Source organism: Pseudonocardia adelaidensis (assembly GCF_039543345.1).
In the GTDB taxonomy this organism is placed as follows: Bacteria; Actinomycetota; Actinomycetes; order Mycobacteriales; family Pseudonocardiaceae; genus Pseudonocardia; species Pseudonocardia adelaidensis.
On the sequence record NZ_BAABJO010000013.1, the window covers coordinates 168,377 to 189,049 of the forward strand.

Consider the following 20,673-nt stretch of genomic DNA (forward strand, 5'->3'; position numbering starts at 1 on the left):
TGTGATGATCGTCGGAATGGGCACTTCGTCCCTGCTCCTCGCGTTGACATGATGTGGGCTCGAGAGCACCAGGAGCCCAGACATCGAGGATCGAGGAGGCCCCGTGACCACTCCGTTCGGTGGCCCCGCGCGCACCGCGCCCGGACTGCCCAACCTGCCGACCCCACCCACCGGGTGGCCCGTCGGTTCCTATGCCACGTACGAGGAGGCGCAGCGGGCCGTCGACCACCTGGCCGACTCGGACTTCCCGGTCCGTGACGTCACCATCGTCGGCGTCGACCTGATGCTGGTCGAGCGGGTGATCGGCCGGCTCACCTGGGGCCGGGTCCTCGCCTCCGGCGCCGCGTCCGGTGCCTGGTTCGGTCTGTTCGTCGGACTGCTGCTGAGCCTGGTGAGCCAGGGCGGCAACTCGTTCGGGCCGATCCTGCTCGGCCTCGGCTTCGGCCTCGTGTTCGGGCTGATCTTCGCCGCGGTGACGTACGGCTTCTCCCGCGGCCGGCGCGACTTCCAGTCGGTGAGCCAGCTCGTGGCCGGCCGCTACGACGTGCTCTGCCAGCCGCGCAACGCCGAGAAGGCCCGCGAGCTGCTGGCGAAGCTGGCCATGGGCGGGGGCCCGGCCTAAATCCTCCTTGTCCTTCCCCTAACCCTCCCCCTGGCGATTGCCACTGCCTCCGCGCCCGCATAAGTTCTGATCACCGGCCACTGGCCGTGATCGGTGTCACACTTGCGGGCGACGATGCCTGGGTCGTCCGCGCTCTCGGGACGGAGATACGCATGGGGGAGCCGGTCCATTCGACGCTCCGGCGGCGACGCGGGCGACCGCTCGCCGCGGCGACCTGCGGGTTCCTGGTCGCTGCTGCAGTGGCCGGATGCAGCTCTGGCCCGGCCGGGCCACCGGTGCTCAACTTCTACACACCGGCCGACAACGCCAGCGGGTACGCGGCGGGCGCCGCGGCCTGCACCGAAGCGGCGAACGGCCGCTACGTGGTCACCCAGCAGACGCTGCCGAAGGCGGCCGACGACCAGCGGCTGCAGCTCGCCCGCCGCCTCGTGGCCGGCGACCCCGAGGTCGACCTGGTGGCCCTCGACGTCACGTGGACCGCCGAGTTCGCGGAGGCCGGTTGGATCGAGCCGTGGCCGGACGACGCCGCCGCGGCCGTCGAGAAGGGCACCCTCGAAGGCCCGCTCGAGACCGCCCGGTACCAGGGCCGGCTCTGGGCGGCTCCGCTCAACACCAACACGCAGCTGCTCTGGTACCGCAAGGATCTGGCGCCGCAACCCCCGCAGACGTGGGACCAGATGATCCAGATGTCCGAGGCGCTGCGCGACAAGGGCCTGCCGTCCTACATCGAGGTGCAGGCGGCGCAGTACGAGGGCATCTCGGTCTGGTTCAACACGCTGCTCACCAGCGGGGGCGGCCAGCTCGTCTCCGAGAACGGCGACGTGCTCGTCGACGACGGCGACGCCGCCCGCAAGGCCACCTCGATCATGCAGCGAGTGGCGAGCTCACCGGCGGGCGACCCGTCGCTGTCGGTGGCCCAGGAGAACGACGGGCGCCTGCAGATGGAGGCAGGAGTCGCGGCGTTCCAGGTCAACTACCCGTTCGTGAACGCCTCGATCAACACGCCGCCGCCGGACGGTGGGGGCGGCGGCACGTTCATCGACGATCACGGCCGCCCGACCGGCGAGGACACCGGCCGCCGCGTCGTGGACGTCTTCGCCTGGGCGCCGTACCCGCGGGTCGACCCGAGCAAGCCCGCGACCGTCACCATCGGCGGCCTCAACATCGGCGTGAGCACCACCGGCGGCAACCAGGACCTGGCGTTCGAGGCCGCGCAGTGCCTGCGCAACCGCGAGAACCAGCTCACCAACGCCACCCAGGGCGGCGTGCCGCCCACGCTCGCCGAGCTGTACGACGACCCGTCGTTCCAGGCGAAGTACCCGGCCTGGGAGGCGATCCGCGACTCGGTGCAGAACGCGAGCGTGCGGCCCAAGACCCCGGCCTACACGAGCATCTCGATCGTGCTCGCCGACCTGCTCAACCCGCCCGCGCAGATCGATCCGGACACGGTCGTCCCGCGGATGGCGTCCGAGGTCGAGCGGGCCGTGAACTCGGAAGGACTGGTGCCCTGATGACCGTCTCGAGCACGGCCCCGGCCGCCGAGGCCGAGACCTCGACGCGGGCACCGAAGCACCGCGGCAAGCCCCCTCTGTCCGAGGGGGCGCGCGCCGAGCGGAAGCTGGCGTACCTGCTCTGCGCCCCGGCCGTGATCATCATGGTCGCGGTCACCGCCTACCCCATCGGCTACGCGCTCTGGCTGTCGCTGCAGCGCTACGACCTGCGGTTCCCCGCCGACCGCGCGTTCGCCGGCCTCTCGAACTACGTGGCAGTGCTGTCGTCCGGGTACTGGTGGTCGGCGTTCGGCATCACGCTGCTGATCACCATCGTCTCCGTGGCGATCGAGTTCGTGCTCGGGCTCGCGCTCGCGCTGGTGATGCACCGCACGATCATCGGGCGCGGGCTCACCCGCACCGTCGTGCTGATCCCGTACGGGATCGTCACCGTCGTCGCGGCGTTCAGCTGGCAGTTCGCCTGGACGCCGGACACCGGCTACCTGGCCAACATGCTCTCGGAGGGCAGCGCCCCGCTCACCGGGCAGGCATCGGCGATCGTGCTGATCATCATCGCCGAGGTCTGGAAGACCACGCCGTTCATGGCGCTGCTGCTGCTGGCCGGCCTCGCGCTCGTGCCCGACGACCTGCTCAAGGCCGCCCAGGTGGACGGCGCCGGGCCGTGGGAGCGGCTCACCCAGATCATCCTGCCGATGATGAAGCCCGCGATCCTCGTGGCGCTGCTGTTCCGCACCCTCGACGCGTTCCGCATCTTCGACAACATCTACATCCTCACCGGCGGTTCGAACGGCACCGGATCGGTGTCCATGCTCGGTTACGACAACCTGTTCCGGGCGTTCAACCTCGGAATCGGGTCGGCGATCAGCGTTCTCATCTTCATCTCCGTCGCGCTGATCGCATTCATCTTCATCAAGCTGTTCGGCGCGGCCGCGCCGGGCGCCGAGACCGAGGGGAGGCGCTGACGTGGCCGTCGCGACCACGACAGGCGTGAAGAGCAAATGGGCCGTGGCCAACACGCTCGTGCTGCTCTACGCGCTCATCCCGGTGGTGTGGATCCTCAGCCTGTCGTTCAAGCCGGCGAGCACCATCACCGACGGCTCGTTCTTCCCGCGGGAGTGGACGCTCGAGAACTACGCCGAGGTGTTCGGGGTCTCGCTGTTCACCAGCGCACTGATCAACTCGATCGGCATCGCGGTGATCGCCACCGTGCTGTCCGTCGTGATCGGCACGATGGCGGCGTACGCGATCGCCCGGCTGCGGTTCCCCGGAAAGGGGCTGCTCGTCGGCGTCTCGCTGCTGATCGCCATGTTCCCGCCGATCTCACTGGTGAGCCCGCTGTTCGACATCGAGCGCAGCATCGGCCTGTTCGACACGTGGCCCGGCCTGATCCTGCCCTACATCACGTTCTCGCTGCCGCTGGCGATCTACACGCTCTCTGCGTTCTTCCGCGAGATCCCGTGGGAGCTGGAGAAGGCGGCCAAGATGGACGGGGCCACCCCGCTGCAGGCGTTCCGGTCGGTGATCGTGCCGCTCGCCGCGCCGGGCGTGTTCACCACGGCCATCCTGGTGTTCATCTTCTGCTGGAACGACTTCCTGTTCGCACTCTCGCTGACCTCCACCGAGCGATCGCAGACCGCTCCCGTCGCGATCGCGAACTTCACAGGGGCCAGCGAGTTCGCCGAGCCGACCGGCTCGATCGCGGCGGCCGCCGTGCTGCTCACGATCCCGATCATCATCTTCGTGTTCTTCTTCCAGCGGCGCATCGTCGCCGGCCTGACCTCCGGTGCAGTGAAGGGCTGAGAAAGTGGCAGAGATCGTCCTCGACCACATCACCAAGCGCTACCCCGACGGAACGGTGGGGGTGGACGACGCCGACTTCGAGATCGGCGACGGCGAGTTCGTCATCCTGGTCGGGCCGTCGGGCTGCGGGAAGTCGACCACGCTCAACATGATCGCCGGGCTGGAGGACATCTCCTCCGGCGAGCTGCGCATCGGCGGCGAGCGCGTCAACGAGAAGGCGCCGAAGGACCGGGACATCGCGATGGTGTTCCAGTCCTACGCGCTCTACCCGCACATGACCGTGCGGGAGAACATGGGCTTCCCGCTCAAGCTCGCCAAGGTCGACAAGGCGGAGATCAACCGCAAGGTCGAGGAGGCAGCGAAGATCCTCGACCTCACCAACCACCTGGACCGCAAGCCCGCGAACATGTCGGGCGGCCAGCGGCAGCGGGTGGCGATGGGCCGCGCCATCGTGCGCAGCCCCAAGGCGTTCCTCATGGACGAGCCGCTGTCGAACCTCGACGCCAAGCTGCGCGTGCAGATGCGCACGATGGTGTCGAAGCTGCAGCAGCGGCTGCAGACCACCACGGTCTACGTCACCCACGACCAGACCGAGGCCATGACGCTGGGCGACCGGATCGTCGTGATGCGGGGCGGGAAGATCCAGCAGATCGGGTCGCCGCAGGTGCTCTACGACACCCCGGCCAACCTCTTCGTCGCGGGGTTCATCGGCTCGCCCGCCATGAACTTCCTGCCCGCCACGCTGGAGGACGGCCGGTTCCGCACCGCGCTCGGCGACGTCCCGCTCGTCGACGAACTGCGCCGGTCGCTGGAGGCGGCCGATGCGCCGCGCCAGCTCATCGTGGGGATCCGACCCGAGCACTTCGAGGACGCCGCGCTGCTCGAGGAGCACCAGCGCTCCCGCGGCACCGTGTTCAGCGCCGAGGTGGACGTGCTGGAGTCGATGGGCTCTGACAAGTTCGCGTACTTCTCGGTGGAGGGGGAGCAGGCGATGTCGGACGACCTCGCCGACCTCGCCGCCGACGCCGGCACCGCGGACGTGCCCGGGGGTGACTCCGGCACCCTGGTCACCCGTTTGTCCGCCACCTCGGGCGCAACCCAGGGCCGGCCGGTCGACGTCTGGCTGGACACGAGCAAGATCCAGGTCTTCGACCCGGCGAGCGGGAAGAACCTGACGACGGCGTCGCCGACCCCGGTGGCGGCGGGTTAGGCCGTCCCGGGACAGCAGGAAGGCCACTTTCACGCAACGTGCTTGCGTGAAAGTGGCTGTGCTGCAACTCGGCCGCTCCCCGCGCGGCCACGACCTCGTCGAGCGACATCCGGTTCGGTGTCCCCCGCCGGAAGCGCGACGGGCCCCTCCCGGATGCGCCAGGATGCGAGGTGTGACTCCGAAGCCAGGTCCGATCGAGCGGGGCGGGGTGGCGCGCTCGTTCGACGCGCATGCACGCACCTACGACAAGCTCGTCGGCTCCAACCCCGGCTACCACGAGCACCTGCGGTTGACCACCAAGCGGATGGGCCTACCGGACCGGGGCGCCGGCCTGCGGCTGCTCGACGTCGGCTGCGGCACCGGCGCCTCCACCGCTGCCCTGCTCGACGCCGCCCCGGAAGCGGAGATCACCGCCGTCGACGCGTCCCACGAGATGCTCGCGCAGGCCCAGCGCAAGACGTGGCCGCGCACCGTCCGGTTCGTGCACGGCAATGCCGAGAACCTCGCCATGAGCGGCATCGTCGGCCCGTACGACGGGATCCTCGCCGCGTACGTCCTGCGCAACCTCCTGCACCAGGACGCCGCGCTGCGCCAGTTCCACCGCCTCCTGCGTCCCGGCGCTCCGCTCGCGATCCACGAGTACTCCGTGCGCGACTCGCTGCGCAGCCGCATCGTCTGGACCACGGTGTGCTGGGGAGTGATCATCCCCATGGCCCGCATCCGCGCCGGCTCGACCGACCTCTACCGCTACCTGTGGCGCAGTGCGCTGCAGTTCGACGGCGTCTCCGACCTCAGCAAGCGGCTCGCCTCGGCCGGCTTCGAGGACATCAGGGTGCAGACCGTGCCCGGTTGGCAGCAGCACATCGTGCACACGTTCCTCGGCAGGCGGCCGCCCGACCCGGGCGCGGCGGCGCCCGGGGAGGCGGTGGCCGAACCGGACGTCGACGCGGAGGCCGCCACCCCTGCCGAAGGCATCGACGTCACGAAGCCACCGAGCTGAACGCCGCATCGGAATGGGCGAGGTGCGCGATCCGTCGCCGGGTACTGTGAGGCTCGTGCACCGGATGTACCCGATCACCCCGCCGCCCCGCTCCTAGCGGGGCCGTCCACTCAACCGCCCATCCACAGGGCGGGTCTCCTCGGGCCGACCGGCCCCGCTTCAGCGACCACTTCCCTTCGTCGCAGGAGCGCGTACACCCGTGTCCACAGTTCGCACCACCCCGTCGTCCGGGGTGTCCTTCCTCGTCCTCGCCGGCGTCCTCTGGGGCACCGGCGGCCTGCTCGGCCGCATGCTGGGCGACGCCACCGGCCTGTCGTCCCTCGCGGTCGCGACCTACCGCCTCGCCGTCGGTGGCCTGCTCCTCCTCGGGTACCTGCTGGTCACGGGCGCTCGCTTGCCGCGGTCCCGGGCAGCGTGGGCCCGCATCGCCGCCGTCGGGGCGCTGGCGGCGCTCTTCCAGGTGGCCTACTTCACCGCCGTGTCGCTGACCTCCGTGATCGTCGCCACCCTGGTGACGATCGGTTCCTCACCGCTGCTCGTGCTCCTGGTGCGCCCGCGCAGCGCGGATCGGCGCAGCGTCGTGGCGGTCGGGTCGGCCCTGTCCGGTCTCGTGCTGCTCGTCGGGGTCCCGACCGATGGCGGCCCGTCGACGGCGGCGCTGTTCGCCGGCGCCGGGTGCGCCCTCACCGCTGCGGCCGGGTTCACGGCGATGTCGCTGATCGGCGCCCGCCCTGTCCCCGACCTGGACGCGATGACGACCACCGGTGCGGGCTTCACCCTCGGCGGTGCGCTGCTGGTTCCGCTCGCCGCGACGACGTCCGGGCTGGCGTTCGCGCCGACACCGGCCGCGGTGGGGCTGGCGCTCGCGTTCGGGCTCGTGCCGACGGCCGTCGCGTACACGTGCTACTTCCGCGGTCTGCGCGGCGCTCCGGCAGGCGTGGGCGTGCTGATGGCCCTGCTGGAACCGCTGACGGCGGCCCTGTTGTCCGTCCTGCTGCTCGGGGAGCGGCTCGGCCCGGCCGGCATCGCGGGCGGGCTGCTCCTCGGCGCGGCGCTCGTGCTGAGGGCGCACGGTCAGGGGCAGGACCGCAGCGCGTAGCGGCGTTCGGCGTACGCGATGTCGTCGCGCCACAGCCGTCGGGCCGCCGCGCCCATCAGCGGGCGCAGCGCACCGGCGACCCGCCGCGCGTGACCGAAACCCGGACGGTCGGAGTAGGCGATCACCGCCTCGACGACGGCGGTGCGGGGCCGGTCGTCCGGGCCCGGCCCCAGGGGCGTGGCGTGGGTCTCGACCACCGATCCGGTGCCCTCGCCGTCGACGATCCGCATGGTCACCGTCCGGGCGTCGGGGCAGGTGAACTCGGCGTGCACCGGCACGCCGAGGCGGCGCCCGACGGTGAACGTCACCTCGACGAGAAAACGGTCCTCGGTGGGCGGGGAGTCCGGCGGCGGTGCGCTCAGCACCCGCAGCGCGGCGAACGAGTAGGGGTGGAACCAGGCGCCGTGCCACGGGTCGAGCCGGTTGGCGACCACGTCCTCCGGCTCGCACCGGCCGATCACCGTGGTCACGGCCGGGACGCTGTGGTCGGCGGGCGGCCGCGGGCCGAGAACCGGGCCGTCGCTCGCGACGGCGCCCGCTTCGTCCAGCCGGGCCCAGGCCAGCACGCCGTCGTCGTGGGCAGGCACAGGCTGCCACCCGGGCCGGCCGTCCGGGCCGAGCGCGAGCCCGTGCCACCGGCAGACGAGGCGACCGCCGTGCACGGGGGCGTCGCAGAGCGCGGCACCGAGGTGCGGGCAGGCCCCCGGCCCGACGTGGAGCGCACCCGCATCGTCCCGCCACGCCACCAGCTCCCGGCCCGCGACGACGCGGCCGAACGCCCGGCCGGGGCGCACCTCCCGGCTCGCGCCGATCACGTACCAGCCGCCGGTGGGCCGCTCCAGTGCGCGGCGCAGCGCGGCCCGGATGAGCCCCGGCCTGGCGTCGGCCCAGGTCGGCTGCTGGTCGGCCCACGCCGGTCGGCGGATCCTCCGGAGCGGACCGGCCTTCACGCCTGTCTCCTCACAACCACTGGTTGCGGCGGAACACCCTGAAGAGCGCGAGACAGCTGCCGATGATCACGAGCCACACCATCGGATACCCCAACGACCAGTGGAGCTCGGGGATGTAGTCGAAGTTCATCCCGTAGATCCCCGCGATCATCGTCGGGACCGAGATGATCGCGACGTAGGCGGTGATCTTGCGCATGTCGGTGTTCTGCCGCAGGGTGATCTTGGCGAGCGCGGCGTCGATCAGCGTGGTGAGCAGCTCGTTGAACCCGGCGATCCGCTCGGTGACGGTGACGAGGTGGTCGTCGACGTCCCGGAAGTACGACCGGACGTCGTGCGGCACCAGTGAGCTGTAGCCCTCAGTGAGCTTGCGCACCGGAGCCCCCAGCGGCACCACCGCCCGGCGCAGCTCCAGCACCTCGCGCTTGAGGACGTAGATCTGCTCGGAGTCGACCGTGGAACGCGGGGCGAAGACCCGGGTCTCCATGTCCTCGATGTCGTCCTCGATGGCGGCGGTGACGTCGAGGTAGCTGTCGACCACGTGGTCGGAGATGGCGTGCAGCACGGCGGCGGGCCCGAGCGCGAGCTGCTCCGGGTCGTTCTCCAGTGCGCGGCGGACGTCGCGCAGCGAGGAGTGGTCGCCGTGCCGGACGGTGATGACGAAGTCGGGACCGAGGAACACCATCACCTCGCCGGTCTCGACGATCTCGTGCTCGGCGCCATCGGCCGGCCTGCCGCGGTAGCAGACCGTCTTGAGCACCATGAACAGCATGTCGTCGTAGCGCTCCAGCTTGGGGCGCTGGTGGGCGTGCACGGCGTCCTCGACCGCCAGCTCGTGGAGCCCGAACACGTCGGCGATGCCCGTGATCTGCTCCTCGTCCGGCTCGTGCAGCCCGATCCAGACGAAGGCGTCGTCGGTGCGCGCGCGGACCTCGGCGAGTGCGCGCTCGTGCGTCCAGCGTCCGGGCAGCCGCTTGCCGTCGGCGTACACGGCGCAGTCGACGACGTAGGCCGAGATCGGGACGCGCAGCTTGTTGGACAGCACGGTCTCGCGCCGCACCTGGCGGTTGGCGCGCATGGCGGGGCGGAGGGCGGACAGGGGCGGCACGGCGTACCTCCTGAGATCGGGACGCCAGAGCGGGGCTCGTGGCGCGCGCGTGACAAATCGCGTCCCGACCGGGGAGACCGTCAGCCAGTCACCGTGTCGGGAACGCGGCGACTACTGCATCCGGGTGCCGTCGGCACCGCGCTCACCTCCTCACCGGTGTGTGCAGGGCCAAGTCCACGCAGGGCGGGCAAGGCCGGTCCACGGGCTAGATTACCCCCACCTGTCCTGGGCATCGGCGATGGAGGCGGCAGCGTTGCAGTTCGGCCGGTATTACGAGGAGTTCGAGGTCGGCGCGGTCTACAAGCACTGGCCGGGCAAAACGGTCACCGAGTACGACGACCACCTCTTCTGCCTCCTCACGATGAACCACCACCCGCTGCACATGGATGCGCACTACGCGGGGGAGACCACCGACTTCGGCCGCAACGTCGTGGTGGGCAACTACATCTACTCGCTGCTGCTGGGCATGTCCGTGCCCGACGTCTCGGGAAAGGCCATCGCCAACCTCGAGGTCGAGTCGCTCAAGCACGTCAAGCCGACCTTCCACGGAGACACGATCTACGGCGAGACCGAGGTGCTCGACAAGACCGAGTCGCGCTCCAAGGACGACCGCGGGGTCGTGTACGTCGAGACCCGGGGCTACAAGCAGGACGGCACCGTGGTGTGCACGTTCCGGCGCAAGGTGATGGTGCCCAAGCGCTCGTACGGGGACTCCCGTGGCGGCGAACAGCCGGCGCGGCCCGAGCCGAAGCTCTGACCGGAGGCGGGCAGCGGTCACGTCGACCGGCGGGGTATCCGGGCAGCTGCGAGCCGCACCCGCACCCTGGTCGTGACCGCACACACCGGGTGGGCTCCGCGCACATGCCGGGGCATGTGTGCCGCACCGCGACGGTGTGTGCGGCGGCCCTGGCCGCGCCGGACACCGGCTGCCGCAGCTCATTCCGCCCCCGGCGAGCTATGCGCACACGGTGGCGCCGGGACCGTTCCGGATCGCCTCGATGCGGGTCTTGTGCTCGCACCCCCAGGCGCCGAGCGGGCGCAGCGCCTCGATGAGGGTGGCGCCGGAGGGGGTGAGCGAGTACTCGACCTTGGGCGGCACCGCATCGTGCACCTCCCGGTGCACCACCTCGTCGCGCTCGAGCTCCCGCAGGTGCTGTGCGAGCACCTTCTCGCTGACGCCGTCGACCGCGCGCCGCAGCTCCCCGAACCGCTTCCGGCCGTCGCCGAGTGCCCAGAGGATGAGCACCTTCCACTTGCCGCCGACCACGTCGATGCTCGCGTCGAGCCCGGACACGAACACCTCGCACCTCTCGGGCATGCACGCACCTTTCGGTAAGTGGTTACTCGAATGTGGGTACTTGTTCTTCGCGCATTGCCGAACGACGATCCTTCCCGTCGTATTCCTGCCGCCCCAGTGGGTCGATGACGTGCGAAAACCGCACCGGAGGAATTTCCTGGAGAGGAAGAGATCGTCGTGTCGCGCACCATCTTCGCCCTCTTCCTCGTGGTGTTCGGATTCACCACGGGGGAGTTCGTCGTGGCCGGCATCCTGCCGGACGTGGCCGCCGACATCGGGGCGTCGATCCCCGCGGCGGGCCTGCTGACCACCGCCTACGCCCTCGGCATGATCGTCGGCGGGCCGGTGGTCACGGTGCTCACCGCACGCGTCCCGCGTCGGCCGCTGGTGCTGGGCCTGGTCGCCGTGTCGGTGCTCGGCAACCTCGGCTCGGCGGTGGCGCCGAACCACGTCGCGCTGCTGGCGGCACGGTTCGCCGCCGGCCTGGTCGTGGCCACGTTCTTCGCCGTCGCGATCGCGACGGCGGCCGCGGTCGCCCCGCCGGGCCGGCAGGCGTCCGCCGTGGCGAAGGTGACGCTGGGACTCAACCTCGGGCTCGTCCTCGGCACCCCGCTCGGCACCGTCATCGGGCAGCAGCTCGGCTGGCGGGCGACGTTCGTGGCGGTCGCTGCGGTCACGCTCGCCGCGGTGCCGCTCGTGCTGCGCCACGTGCCCGCAGCCCCGGGAACGTCCGGGTCCGCATTCGCCGAGCTGCGCGTCCTCGGCGACCGGGACGTGCAGCTCGCGATCGCGCTGTCCGCGGTGGGCAACGTCGGGGTCGTCACCGTCTTCACCTACATCGCGCCGCTGCTCACCGAGGTCGGCGGGTTCCCGGCGGGGGCGGTTCCGGTGCTGCTGCTGGTGTACGGGGCCGGCGCCGTCGCCGGGAACGTGGTCGGCGGCAGGCTCGCCGACCGGGCGCTGCTGCCGTCGGTCGCCTGGCTGCTCGCCGCGCTGGCCGCCGTGCTCGCGCTGTTCGGGCTGGCCGGCGCCGTGCCCGCGGCCGCGGCGGTGCTGACGTTCGCGGTCGGCGTGCTCGCCTTCGCGGTGATCCCCGGCATGCAGACCAGGGTGGTGGCCGCGGCCGCCGCGGCCCCGACGCTCGCCGTGGCCGTCAACGCCTCCGGCTACCAGCTCGCCGCCGCGTTCGCCGGCTGGCTGGGCGGGCAGGTCATCGCCGGGCCGGGGACGCCTGCGCTCCCGCTCGTCGGTGCGGTCCTCACCGCGGGAGGGCTCGCGCTCGCGCTGCACGTCCTGCGCCGCGAGCGGCGGGCGGGTGGTCAGCGGGGAAGGGCGTCCCACTCCCGCAGCGTCTCCAGCAGCAGCGGCACGAGCGGGAGCTCCAGCAATGTCGCCGCGTCGCACCAGCGCGCGTCGAGCGCATCGTCGCCGGCGACCAGGGTCCCGCCCAGCACGCGGCACCGGTAGTCGGCGATCTCGTAGGTGCCGCGGTGGACTCGGCCGACAAGACCACCCGGTTGCACCACGAGGCCGGTCTCCTCGGCCATCTCCCGGACGAGCGCGGCTGCGTCGTCCTCCCCCGCCTCGACGCGGCCTCCCGGCAGCGACCAGAGGCCGCGACCAGGCTCGTTCGCGCGCTGGACGAGCAGCAGCCTGCCCGACTCGTCGTAGGCGAGTCCCCCCACACAGGGGACGGAGCCATCACCCAATGTCATCAACGGCCACCATACGGCCCCGCGCGCCGGATACCCTGGACACGATCGGTGCGGTACAAATCAGGTGCAGGTCTCCGTCCCGTCCAGAACGGTGGTTGTGGTGAACGTCAAGAAGATCGTCGGGTTGCTCGCGATCGCGCTGCTCCTCTTCTTCGTCTTCACGCAGCCGGACAACGCGGCCGGATCCGTCACGAGCGTCGGCACCACGCTCAGGGACGGCGCGGAGTCCGTCATCCGCTTCGTCACCCAGCTCGTCTAGTCCCATGCTCGCCCCTCGCGAGATCGACGAGTACCTGCTCCCCACGGAGCGCAGGGTCATCCGCGTGCGGCAGCACTGGGCCGTGATGATGAACCACGTCAGCTCCACGGCGTTGTTCCTGCTGGCCCTGGTGATCGGCGAGCGGCTGCTGCCCGACAGCATCCTGATCGACAACCTGGCCTGGTACCTGGCGCTGGTGGCGGTGCTGCGGTTCACGATCCTCACGATCCTGTGGTGGATCGAGCGCATCGTCATCACCGACAAGCGGGTGATGCTCGCGCAGGGCATCATCACCCACAACGTCGGCATGATGCCGCTGGGCAAGGTCACCGACCTCACGTTCCAGCGCACGCTCGGCGGCCGCATGTTCGGCTACGGCACGATCGTCGTGGAGTCGGCGGGTCAGATCCAGGCGCTCAACCGGATCGACTACCTGCCTCGCCCCGAGGAGATCTACGAGGCGCTGTCGGAGCTCGTGTTCGGCGAGAAGGGCAAGACGCGCGCCACGGGGATGCTCGCCCGGCCCCGCTGGCGGCGCTGACCTCGCCGCGCCCTGACCAACCGGGCCTGCTGCGCGACGACCGGAGTTGTTCAGGGCCCTCCTGGTCCGGGATAGCCTCAGGCGTGCCCCGCCGCCCCCGAATCGACCTGCACACCCACTCCACCGCGTCCGACGGCACCGACCGCCCGGCCGAGCTCGTCGCCGTCGCCGCGGCCGCGGGCGTCGACGTGCTGGCGATCACCGACCACGACACGACCGCGGGCTGGGCGGAGGCCGCGGCCGCGCTGCCACCGGGAATGCGGTTGCTGCGCGGGGCGGAGTTCTCGTGCGTGAGCCCCACCGGACGCGGGGACCGGAACGTGGCGGTGCACCTGCTCGGCTACCAGTTCGACCCCGAACACCCGGTGATCGTGGCCGAGCAGGCGCGGCTGCGGGCCGAGCGCGTCGAGCGGCTGCGCCGGATGACCGAGAAGATGGCCGCGGACGGGTACCCGGTCGACCCCGACGCGGTGTTCGCGTTCCTGCCGGACGGCGCCAGCGCCGGACGGCCGCACCTGGCGCGGGCGCTCGTCGCGGCGGGGGTGGTCGGCTCGGTCAGCGAGGCGTTCGCCACGCTCCTCTACAACGGCAGCCCGTACTTCGTGCCGAAGACCGACACGCCCGTGCGTACGGCCATCGACATGGTGCGCTCCGCGGGCGGCTTCGCGGTGTTCGCGCACCCGCTGGCGCGCAGGCGTGGGCGGGTGGTGGAACCGTCGGTCATCGCCGAGCTGGCGGCCGTCGGACTCGCGGGCGTCGAGGTCGACCACCCGGACCACGTTCCCGAGGACCGCGCCCTGCTGCGGCGGCTCGCCGCGGACACCGGGCTCGTCGCGACCGGATCGAGCGACTACCACGGCACCAACAAGACCACCCCGATCGCGCTGGAGACCACCGCCCCCGAGGCGCTCGAGGAGTTGCTGGACGCCACGACCGGTGTCGAGGTCCTGACCGGCTGACGGCGGGCCGGCTATCGATGTGACGGCAGCACGAGCGCACCACAGTGCCCGTGGTCATCGCGTGGCTGCCCGTGCTGCTCGTGAGCGGTGCGGGGATCGGCATCGCCATGCCCCATCTGGCGGTGGCCGCGATGACCGGCACCGAAGGCCCGGACGAGGGGACGAAGGCCGCAGCGGCGATCGTGACGGTGCTGACCGTCGCCACCGCATTCGGCGCTGCGGTCGCCGGCCTGTCCGCGATCGGCATCCTCACCGCGCGGCGGGCCAACCGCCCGGCGCACCAGCCGGAGGAGACCGTCGTCGATCCCCGCCGGACCTCGTCAGGGGTCGTCACCGAACCGGGTGGGCGGCGACTACCGTGCTCGCGTGGACGGCGCGCAGCTCGGGTTCGACTTCGCCACCACCCGGCTGGTGCGGGTCACCCCGTCCAGGCTCGGCACCTGGGACGACTGCCCGCGCCGGTACCGGATGACCTACCTGGACCGACCGGCGCCGTCCCGTGGCGGCGCCCGTGCGGGGAGCACCCTCGGTGCCGTGGTGCACCTCGCCCTGCGGGCGCTGTTCGACCTCCCACCCGCCGAGCGCACCCCGCGGACGGCGGCCCGCCTCGTGGACCGGTACTGGAGCAGCGAAGGCTTCCGCGACGCCGACCAGGCCGCCGACTACCGGGAGCGCGCTCGCGGCTGGCTGGCCGAGTACGCCGCCGAGCTGGACCCGGAGGTCGAGCCCGTCGGCCTGGAACGGTGGGTGTCGGCCGCCACCGACCGGATCGTCGCGGAGGGGCGCGTCGACCGGATCGACCGCCGCGGTGCCGAGCTGGTGGTCGTGGACTACAAGACCGGGCGCCGCGCCCCGACCCCCGCCGACGCCCGTGCGTCGCGTGCGCTCGCCCTCTACGCGGTGGCGGTGGAGCGCACCCTGCACCGCGAGTGCACGCAGGTGGAGCTGCACCACCTGCCCAGCGGCACGGTCGCGGCCTGGCGGCACGACGCGGCGTCCCTGCGGGAGCACGTCGCACGCGCCGAGGCGAGCGCGGCCGAGCTCGACAGCGCGGCCGGCGAACTCGCCGCGGGCGGGAACGCCGACGTGCTGTTCCCGCCCCGACCTGCCCCGCGCTGCGGTGGCTGCGACGTGCGCAGGCACTGCCCGGAGGGGCGGGCGGCCGCGCCCGAGGAGGTGCCGTGGGCCGGGCTGGCACCCTGAGGCGCAGGACGGAGCCCCGGGCGGTCCGCCTGCTGCGGGGGTTCTCCGGGGTGCTGGCGGGCGGGCTCGTGGCGCTGGCGGTGGCGTTGCTCGTCGCCGGGGTCGTGGCGCAGCAGCGCGCGGTGCCGGGGCCGGGTGCGGCGTCCATCGGCGGGCACGTGGTGGCCGCGGTCGCCGCTGTGGTGCTCCAGCGCCGGGCCGACCGCTCACCGGCCGCCCAGGCGGCCGGGTGGGCGTTCGCCGTGATGGGCCTCACCGCGGTGGTGTTGGCCGTCCTGTGGCTCGTCTGAAGGTCAGGAGCGCGGCGCGCAGGGTCGCGAGGCCCGCGGTGGTGGCAGCATCCGCGCCGGGCACGCGCGGGATCCCGTAGAGCTGCTTCGCCCAGTCCGGGAGCAGTCCGACGGCCACCCCGGCGACGACCGTCCACGCGGGCCGGGCAGGCGTGAACAGGGCGAGCCGCCACGGCAGCGGGGCGAGCAGCAGCCGGGCGGCGGCCCGCCGCGCCACCGGGCTGGCCGCGAGCTCCGGTCGGACGGCCGCGAAGTAGGCCTCCACCGCGGCGCGGTCGGCCGGCAGGTCCGTGGCGCCCAGGAGGGCCCCCGCCCGCACCTGCTCGGCGAGGAAACGGTCCTCCTCGGCCGCGTCGATCAGTCCCAACCGGCGCACGGCGGCGGCGAACGAGCTGACCTCGCTGACGTGCACCCAGCGCAGCAGGTCGGGGTCGTCGGCGGCGTAGGGCAGACCGGTCACGGGGTCGGTGCCGCGGACCCGCCGGTGGATCGCGCGCACCCGCGCCGCCGCCTTCTCCGCGGTGGCGAGGTCGGCGAACGCGAGCGTGGTGACGTAGCCGACGGTGCGCTGCAGGCGTGGCCAGAAGTCGGCGGGGAAGGACGAGTGCTGCTCGACCCCCGCCATCGCCCGCGGGTGCAGGGCCTGCAGGAACAGGGCGCTGATGCCGCCGACCAGCGCGGCCGGGTCGCCGATGACGTGGCGGGTGGCGCTGCCCGGCGGGAAGAGCCCTTCGCTCGCGACGGAAGGGGGCGTTGCGGTGCTCACGCCACCAGGATTGCCCGATCGAGCCCCTCCATGCCAGGTGCCAGGGGCGCGCTGAAGAACCCCGACCTACTGCGCGACGCCCGGCGGCCACCTCGCTGCGTTGTCGTCGTCGCAGATACGGCCCGGTATCGGCCTCCTCCCACCAGGCGACCCCGCTGCGATGCGGCCACTCGGACGCCGCTCGCTACGGCCGGAGCTGTTCAGGACCCTCAGGCGGGCTTCAGTGCCACGACCTCGCCTGCCCGCTGTTCGAGCAGCACCTCTCCCAGCGTCGCCAGCCGCACCGGGCCGGATGGGCGCTCCACCGGGATCGTGCGCAGCTCGGCACCGCGGGCGTCGAGGACCCGCAGCCCGCCGGGCACCGGTGCGAGCCACCCGTCGGCGTAGGGCACCGCCGGGCCGAGCGCGTCCGGCACGACCCATTGCGGGGCGAGGTCCTGGTCGTCGAGGGCGATGGTCCGCGATCCCGTCCACCACGTGATCCGGTGGTCGCGGGTGGCCGTTGCCGCCACCCCGCCCGGCGGATCGACGAGATCGGTGCCGGGCACGTCCAGCGGGTGCTCCGCCACCTGCCGGCCGGCGTGGTCGTACACCAGCAGCCGCGGCGGGCCGGGCAGCGCCACGGCCACCCGCTCGTCCGAGACCGCGACGATCACCGCGCCGGGGCCGGGCAGCAGGACGGAGAAGGCGACCTCGGGCTCCTCGGCGCCCTTCTCCCCGTCGGTGACGACGAGGGTGAGCCGGTCGCTCCCCTCGCCGGGGCAGCGCTCGACGAGGCCGAGCCGGTCGGTCCCGAGCGCCGTGGACGCGTGGGTGCACTGCGGCCGCGGCTGCGCCTTGACCTGCACCGGGATCGGCACGGCGCCGTACTCGAGCGTCTTGACGAGGTCGCTGCGCATGACCTCCAGGTAGTTGGGGCCGGTGGCGACCACCGACGACCCGGACGCGAGCAGCTGGGTGCCCGGGCGCACGTCGGGGTTGCTCGCCGCGGCCCGCGCCCCGGTGTCCGGGCGCAGCGCGGTGAGCTCGCTGCACCACTCGGAGTCCTCGGCGTACAGCGCGAGCACCCGGCCCCGGCCCTGATCGGCGCGGGGGAACCCGGCCGCGACCGTGCAGAGCTGCCGGTCGCGCTCGTAGCTCCAGCGCACCTCGCCGGTGAGCGCGTCGCGGCCGACGACGAGGCCGCCGTCTGCCGTGACGGCGGCCGGCCCCGCGACCACCGGTGCGACCGTGGCCCCGCTGGGTGCGCGCCACGCCTCGGTGACGGCCGCCGGCATGCCGGCGGCGGCCGGCGGCGGCGCGATCGGATCGGCGGCCTCCACGGAGGAGGTGTGCGCCACGTCGCTGGTGACCCAGAGGACGATCGTGACGCCGACCAGCAGCACGGTGAGCGCCGCCGCTACGACCACGTCGCTGCGGCGGCGCCGTTCCGGCCGCACCCGGGGTGGGCGCGGCCGGTCGGGGATGACGGGCGCCAACCCGGTCGCCCCGCGTGCGGTGCTCAGCTGGCGGCCGCGTCCTGCGCGTCGCCGTCCGCGTCGCCGACGGTCTCGTCGGTGCGGCGGCGGGCGCCTCCGCGACGCCGGCGCCTGCGGGGCCGATCGCTGTCGGCGCGCGGGCCGGCTTCGGGACCGGCCTGCGCCGCCGGCGCCTCCGCAGCGGTTGCGACCGCCTCGGAGGCCTGCGCGTCGCCGCCGGCCGTGCCGCCCTCCGCACCGCCGTCGACCGTCACGCCGCCACGGCTGCGGGTGCGCGCCCGCGAGCGCCGCGGCCGCCGGGGCGCCACGACCTCGTCCTCGGCGCGCCGGGGCCCGGTCTTCGAGCGACCGGAGCGGCGCTTCGAGCCGTTGTCGCCCTCGGTGTCGATGTACTCGGCGTCGAGCCCCGGCCGGGTGCGCTTCGAGCGCGGGAGCCGGCCGGTGGCGCCGGCGGGGATGCCGAGCTCGGCGTACAGGTGGTCGGAGGTCGAGTAGGTCTCGACCGGCTCGTCGATGCCGAGGCCGAGATCGTCGCTGATCATCTTCCAGCGCGGGATCTCGTCCCAGTCGACGAGCGTGACCGCCACGCCCTCCTTGCCGGCACGGCCGGTGCGGCCGATCCGGTGGACGTAGGTCTTCGAGTCCTCGGGGCACTGGTAGTTGACGACGTGGGTGACGTCGGTGACGTCGATGCCGCGCGCCGCGACGTCGGTGGCCACGAGGACGTCGACCTTGCCGGAGCGGAACGCGCGCAGCGCCTGCTCGCGGGCACCCTGGCCCAGGTCACCGTGCACGGCGGCGGCGGCGAACCCGCGGTCGGCGAGGTCGTCGGCCACCCGCTGCACCGTGCGCTTCGTGCGCGCGAAGATCATGGTGAGACCGCGCTCGTCGGCCTGCAGCACGCGGGTGAGCAGCTCGACCTTGTCCATCGCGTGGGCCCGGTAGACGAGCTGCTTGGTGCGCTCGTGGATGGAGCCCTGGTCGGCCTCCTCCGCCCGGATGTGGGTGGGGCGGTGCAGGAACGTGCGCGACAGCTGGATGATCGGGCCCGGCATCGTGGCCGAGAAGAGCATCGTGTGGCGCTGGTCCGGCAGCATGCGCATGATCCGCTCGACGTCGGGCAGGAAGCCCAGGTCCAGCATCTCGTCGGCCTCGTCGAGCACGAGTGCCTTGACTCGGCCCAGCACCAGGTGGCGCTGCTCGGCCAGGTCGAGCAGCCGGCCGGGCGTGCCGACCACGATGTCGACGCCCTTGCGGAGGGCGGCGAGCTGCGGTTCGTAGGCGCGGCCGCCGTAGATGGCGGTGACGCGGACGCCGAGGTGCTTGCCCGCGTCGGCGATGTCCTTGGCCACCTGCACGCACAGCTCGCGCGTCGGCACGACGACCAGCGCCTGCGGGACGTCCTTGGTGCGGTCGGCGGCCTCGCCGTCGACGCCGGCGGCGGGCTGCTCGGCCGGCGGGACGACCCGCTGGAGCAGCGGGACGCCGAAGCCGAGGGTCTTGCCCATGCCCGTGCGGGCCTGGCCGATCACGTCCTCGCCTGCCAGCGCCAGCGGGAGCGTGAGCTCCTGGATCGCGAACGTGCGCTCGATACCGGCCTCGGCGAGCGCCTTGACGATCTCGGGCCGGACGCCGAGCTCGGCGAACGTGGGAGATTCGGGCCGGACCGGGGCGCCGGCCTGGAGTGGATGCGCCTCCACGACCTCGTCGATCGGGTCGGCGGTGGGGGGGTTCTCGATGGAAGTGTCGCTCTCGACGGACAGGTTGATCGCCTCTCTCCGCGCACAGGAGCCCGAGGCCGGCTCGTCGACCACCGGCGCGCGGGGCGCTCGGGTGGGAGAGCTGACGAGGCGCTGCACGCACCATGTCGTTGCGGAGCCGACGCGCTCAGCACCGGCGACGCTCGTAGGCGCGCACCCGATGTGGGCGCTGCGCTGCCGCACATCCTACCGGGTCGCGGCCCTCGATGGGGCACCGCCGCCGACCCGTCCGGGCGGTGCGGCGCGGGCGTCCCCGCCCGTTCCGTGGCCCGGGCCGCATCGAACCGATCTTCGTGACGTCGGTCACGCGGGTCGTCCGGGCACTAGGCTCCGCACCATGGGGACTGCGCGGGCCGTGGACAAGGCGGTGGCGGACCGGGCTACCGTCGACCTGCTCGGCGTGCTGGCCTACGGGGAGCTGTCGGCGTTCGACCGCCTGGCCGAGGACGCGCGGCACGCGCCCACCCTCGGCGGTCGCGCCGCGCTCTCCGCGATGGCGGCCGCCGAGATCGGGCATTTCCGGCTGCTCGAGGAGCACCTCGACGGGCTCGGGGTGAGCGTCGAGGACGCGATGCGGCCGTTCGTGGCGCAGTGGGACGCCTACCACGCGTCCACGGCGCCCCGCAGCTGGCTCGAGTCGCTGGTCAAGGCCTACCTCGGCGACGGGCTCGCGGCCGACTTCTACCGTGACATCGCGGGCTGGCTGCCCGGGCCCACCGGCGATCTCGTGCAGCAGGTGCTGGCCGACACCGGCCACAGCGCGTTCGCCGAGCGCGAGGTCAAGGCGGCCTGCGCGAGCAGCAGGCAGGTGCACGACCGGCTCGCGCTCTGGGGGCGGCGGCTGCTCGGCGAAGCCGTCACCCAGGCCCAGCACATCGTGGCCGAGCGCGACGAGCTGGCCGAGTTCATCGTCTCCGGGACCGGAGACCTGTCCGGCATCGCCGCGTTGCTCAAACGCCTCCAGTCCAACCACGGCAAGCGGATGGCGAAGCTCGGGCTCAACTAGCCGCGCGCCACTCGTCTCGTTCGCCCACGGCAGAGCGCCCAGGCCCTCCCGCACCGCCGCGCTCGGCTAGCCTGGGCCGCGCATTCAGCTCGGACGACGTGA

The 20,673-nt window shown here is 72.7% G+C and carries 21 protein-coding genes and 1 pseudogene; 15 read left to right on the forward strand and 7 right to left on the reverse strand.

What is annotated here, in order from left to right; all coding sequences use genetic code 11:
• Positions 1-103: 103 nt before the first annotated feature.
• The 7 genes from ABEA81_RS19405 (at position 104) to ABEA81_RS19435 (ending at position 7,242) form a co-directional block, all read left to right on the forward strand.
• Positions 104-622, forward strand: coding sequence for a general stress protein (locus ABEA81_RS19405; protein ID WP_345606603.1), 519 nt, complete (start codon positions 104-106; stop codon positions 620-622).
• 152 nt (positions 623-774) lie between these two features.
• Positions 775-2,133 carry an ABC transporter substrate-binding protein gene (locus ABEA81_RS19410; protein WP_345606604.1) on the forward strand — a complete coding sequence of 453 codons (1,359 nt, stop codon included), beginning with the start codon at positions 775-777 and terminating at the stop codon, positions 2,131-2,133.
• Positions 2,133-3,095 carry a carbohydrate ABC transporter permease gene (locus tag ABEA81_RS19415; RefSeq protein WP_345606605.1) on the forward strand — a complete coding sequence of 321 codons (963 nt, stop codon included), beginning with the start codon at positions 2,133-2,135 and terminating at the stop codon, positions 3,093-3,095. The genes ABEA81_RS19410 and ABEA81_RS19415 overlap by 1 nt, the downstream gene beginning before the upstream one ends.
• A 1-nt stretch (position 3,096) precedes the next feature.
• On the forward strand, positions 3,097-3,933 hold the full coding sequence (locus tag ABEA81_RS19420; RefSeq protein ID WP_345606606.1) for a carbohydrate ABC transporter permease: 837 nt from the start codon (positions 3,097-3,099) through the stop codon (positions 3,931-3,933).
• A gap of 4 nt (positions 3,934-3,937) precedes the next feature.
• Positions 3,938-5,143 carry an ABC transporter ATP-binding protein gene (locus tag ABEA81_RS19425; RefSeq protein ID WP_345606607.1) on the forward strand — a complete coding sequence of 402 codons (1,206 nt, stop codon included), beginning with the start codon at positions 3,938-3,940 and terminating at the stop codon, positions 5,141-5,143.
• Between the two features lie 172 nt (positions 5,144-5,315).
• Positions 5,316-6,143, forward strand: a complete 828-nt coding sequence (locus tag ABEA81_RS19430; RefSeq protein WP_345606608.1) for a class I SAM-dependent methyltransferase — start codon at positions 5,316-5,318, stop codon at positions 6,141-6,143.
• Between the two features lie 199 nt (positions 6,144-6,342).
• Complete coding sequence (locus ABEA81_RS19435) at positions 6,343-7,242, forward strand: DMT family transporter (protein WP_345606609.1); 900 nt, start codon at positions 6,343-6,345, stop codon at positions 7,240-7,242.
• Here the strand turns inward: ABEA81_RS19435 and ABEA81_RS19440 are convergent.
• Positions 7,218-8,192: a DUF5914 domain-containing protein gene (locus ABEA81_RS19440; protein ID WP_345606610.1), complete on the reverse strand. Its 975-nt coding sequence runs from the start codon at positions 8,190-8,192 to the stop codon at positions 7,218-7,220. The genes ABEA81_RS19435 and ABEA81_RS19440 overlap by 25 nt on opposite strands.
• A 10-nt stretch (positions 8,193-8,202) precedes the next feature.
• Complete coding sequence (gene corA, locus ABEA81_RS19445) at positions 8,203-9,267, reverse strand: magnesium/cobalt transporter CorA (protein WP_345606657.1); 1,065 nt, start codon at positions 9,265-9,267, stop codon at positions 8,203-8,205.
• 283 nt (positions 9,268-9,550) lie between these two features.
• Between corA and ABEA81_RS19450 the strand changes: the two genes are divergently transcribed.
• Complete coding sequence (locus ABEA81_RS19450) at positions 9,551-10,054, forward strand: MaoC family dehydratase (RefSeq protein ID WP_345606658.1); 504 nt, start codon at positions 9,551-9,553, stop codon at positions 10,052-10,054.
• A 198-nt stretch (positions 10,055-10,252) separates the two neighbouring features.
• Here the strand turns inward: ABEA81_RS19450 and ABEA81_RS19455 are convergent, their stop codons facing one another.
• Positions 10,253-10,615, reverse strand: coding sequence for a winged helix-turn-helix transcriptional regulator (locus ABEA81_RS19455; protein ID WP_345606611.1), 363 nt, complete (start codon positions 10,613-10,615; stop codon positions 10,253-10,255).
• Between the two features lie 189 nt (positions 10,616-10,804).
• On the opposite strand from ABEA81_RS19455, the pseudogene ABEA81_RS19460 reads away from it, so the two are divergent.
• Positions 10,805-11,707: pseudogene (locus tag ABEA81_RS19460) on the forward strand (MFS transporter); the annotation flags it as partial.
• A gap of 206 nt (positions 11,708-11,913) precedes the next feature.
• On the opposite strand, the gene ABEA81_RS19465 reads toward ABEA81_RS19460, so the two are convergent.
• Positions 11,914-12,309: an NUDIX hydrolase gene (locus tag ABEA81_RS19465; protein WP_345606612.1), complete on the reverse strand. Its 396-nt coding sequence runs from the start codon at positions 12,307-12,309 to the stop codon at positions 11,914-11,916.
• A 100-nt stretch (positions 12,310-12,409) separates the two neighbouring features.
• Here ABEA81_RS19465 and ABEA81_RS19470 point away from each other — a divergent pair, with 100 nt between their 5' ends.
• The 5 genes from ABEA81_RS19470 (at position 12,410) to ABEA81_RS19490 (ending at position 15,561) form a co-directional block, all read left to right on the forward strand.
• A complete protein-coding gene (locus ABEA81_RS19470) occupies positions 12,410-12,568 on the forward strand; it encodes a hypothetical protein (protein WP_170225713.1) in 159 nt (52 codons plus the stop codon).
• A 4-nt stretch (positions 12,569-12,572) separates the two neighbouring features.
• Positions 12,573-13,109 carry a PH domain-containing protein gene (locus ABEA81_RS19475; protein WP_345606614.1) on the forward strand — a complete coding sequence of 179 codons (537 nt, stop codon included), beginning with the start codon at positions 12,573-12,575 and terminating at the stop codon, positions 13,107-13,109.
• Between the two features lie 83 nt (positions 13,110-13,192).
• Positions 13,193-14,068: a PHP domain-containing protein gene (locus ABEA81_RS19480; RefSeq protein ID WP_345606615.1), complete on the forward strand. Its 876-nt coding sequence runs from the start codon at positions 13,193-13,195 to the stop codon at positions 14,066-14,068.
• 366 nt (positions 14,069-14,434) lie between these two features.
• Positions 14,435-15,271, forward strand: coding sequence for a RecB family exonuclease (locus ABEA81_RS19485; RefSeq protein ID WP_345606616.1), 837 nt, complete (start codon positions 14,435-14,437; stop codon positions 15,269-15,271).
• Complete coding sequence (locus ABEA81_RS19490) at positions 15,250-15,561, forward strand: hypothetical protein (protein WP_345606617.1); 312 nt, start codon at positions 15,250-15,252, stop codon at positions 15,559-15,561. The genes ABEA81_RS19485 and ABEA81_RS19490 overlap by 22 nt, the downstream gene beginning before the upstream one ends.
• On the opposite strand, the gene ABEA81_RS19495 is transcribed toward ABEA81_RS19490, so the two are convergent.
• From ABEA81_RS19495 to ABEA81_RS19505, 3 genes are all read right to left on the reverse strand, one after another.
• Positions 15,524-16,327, reverse strand: coding sequence for an oxygenase MpaB family protein (locus ABEA81_RS19495; protein ID WP_345606618.1), 804 nt, complete (start codon positions 16,325-16,327; stop codon positions 15,524-15,526). The genes ABEA81_RS19490 and ABEA81_RS19495 overlap by 38 nt on opposite strands.
• 209 nt (positions 16,328-16,536) lie before the next feature.
• Positions 16,537-17,805, reverse strand: a complete 1,269-nt coding sequence (locus ABEA81_RS19500) for an Rv3212 family protein (RefSeq protein ID WP_345606619.1) — start codon at positions 17,803-17,805, stop codon at positions 16,537-16,539.
• A gap of 23 nt (positions 17,806-17,828) precedes the next feature.
• Positions 17,829-19,664, reverse strand: coding sequence for a DEAD/DEAH box helicase (locus ABEA81_RS19505; protein WP_425570609.1), 1,836 nt, complete (start codon positions 19,662-19,664; stop codon positions 17,829-17,831).
• Positions 19,665-19,902: 238 nt separating this feature from the next.
• On the opposite strand from ABEA81_RS19505, the gene ABEA81_RS19510 reads away from it, so the two are divergent.
• Positions 19,903-20,571 carry a ferritin-like fold-containing protein gene (locus tag ABEA81_RS19510; RefSeq protein WP_345606620.1) on the forward strand — a complete coding sequence of 223 codons (669 nt, stop codon included), beginning with the start codon at positions 19,903-19,905 and terminating at the stop codon, positions 20,569-20,571.
• Positions 20,572-20,673: the final 102 nt, after the last annotated feature.

Bases quoted from the DNA above. Each gene is read 5' to 3' on its own strand.
- ABEA81_RS19410 (WP_345606604.1), top strand. From the start codon at position 775: ATGGGGGAGCCGGTCCATTCGACGCTCCGGCGGCGACGCGGGCGACCG.
- ABEA81_RS19510 (WP_345606620.1), top strand. From the start codon at position 19,903: ATGGGGACTGCGCGGGCCGTGGACAAGGCGGTGGCGGACCGGGCTACC.
- ABEA81_RS19465 (WP_345606612.1), bottom strand. From the start codon at position 12,309: ATGACATTGGGTGATGGCTCCGTCCCCTGTGTGGGGGGACTCGCCTAC.
- ABEA81_RS19415 (WP_345606605.1), top strand. From the start codon at position 2,133: ATGACCGTCTCGAGCACGGCCCCGGCCGCCGAGGCCGAGACCTCGACG.
- ABEA81_RS19475 (WP_345606614.1), top strand. From the start codon at position 12,573: ATGCTCGCCCCTCGCGAGATCGACGAGTACCTGCTCCCCACGGAGCGC.
- ABEA81_RS19455 (WP_345606611.1), bottom strand. From the start codon at position 10,615: ATGCCCGAGAGGTGCGAGGTGTTCGTGTCCGGGCTCGACGCGAGCATC.
- corA (WP_345606657.1), bottom strand. From the start codon at position 9,267: ATGCGCGCCAACCGCCAGGTGCGGCGCGAGACCGTGCTGTCCAACAAG.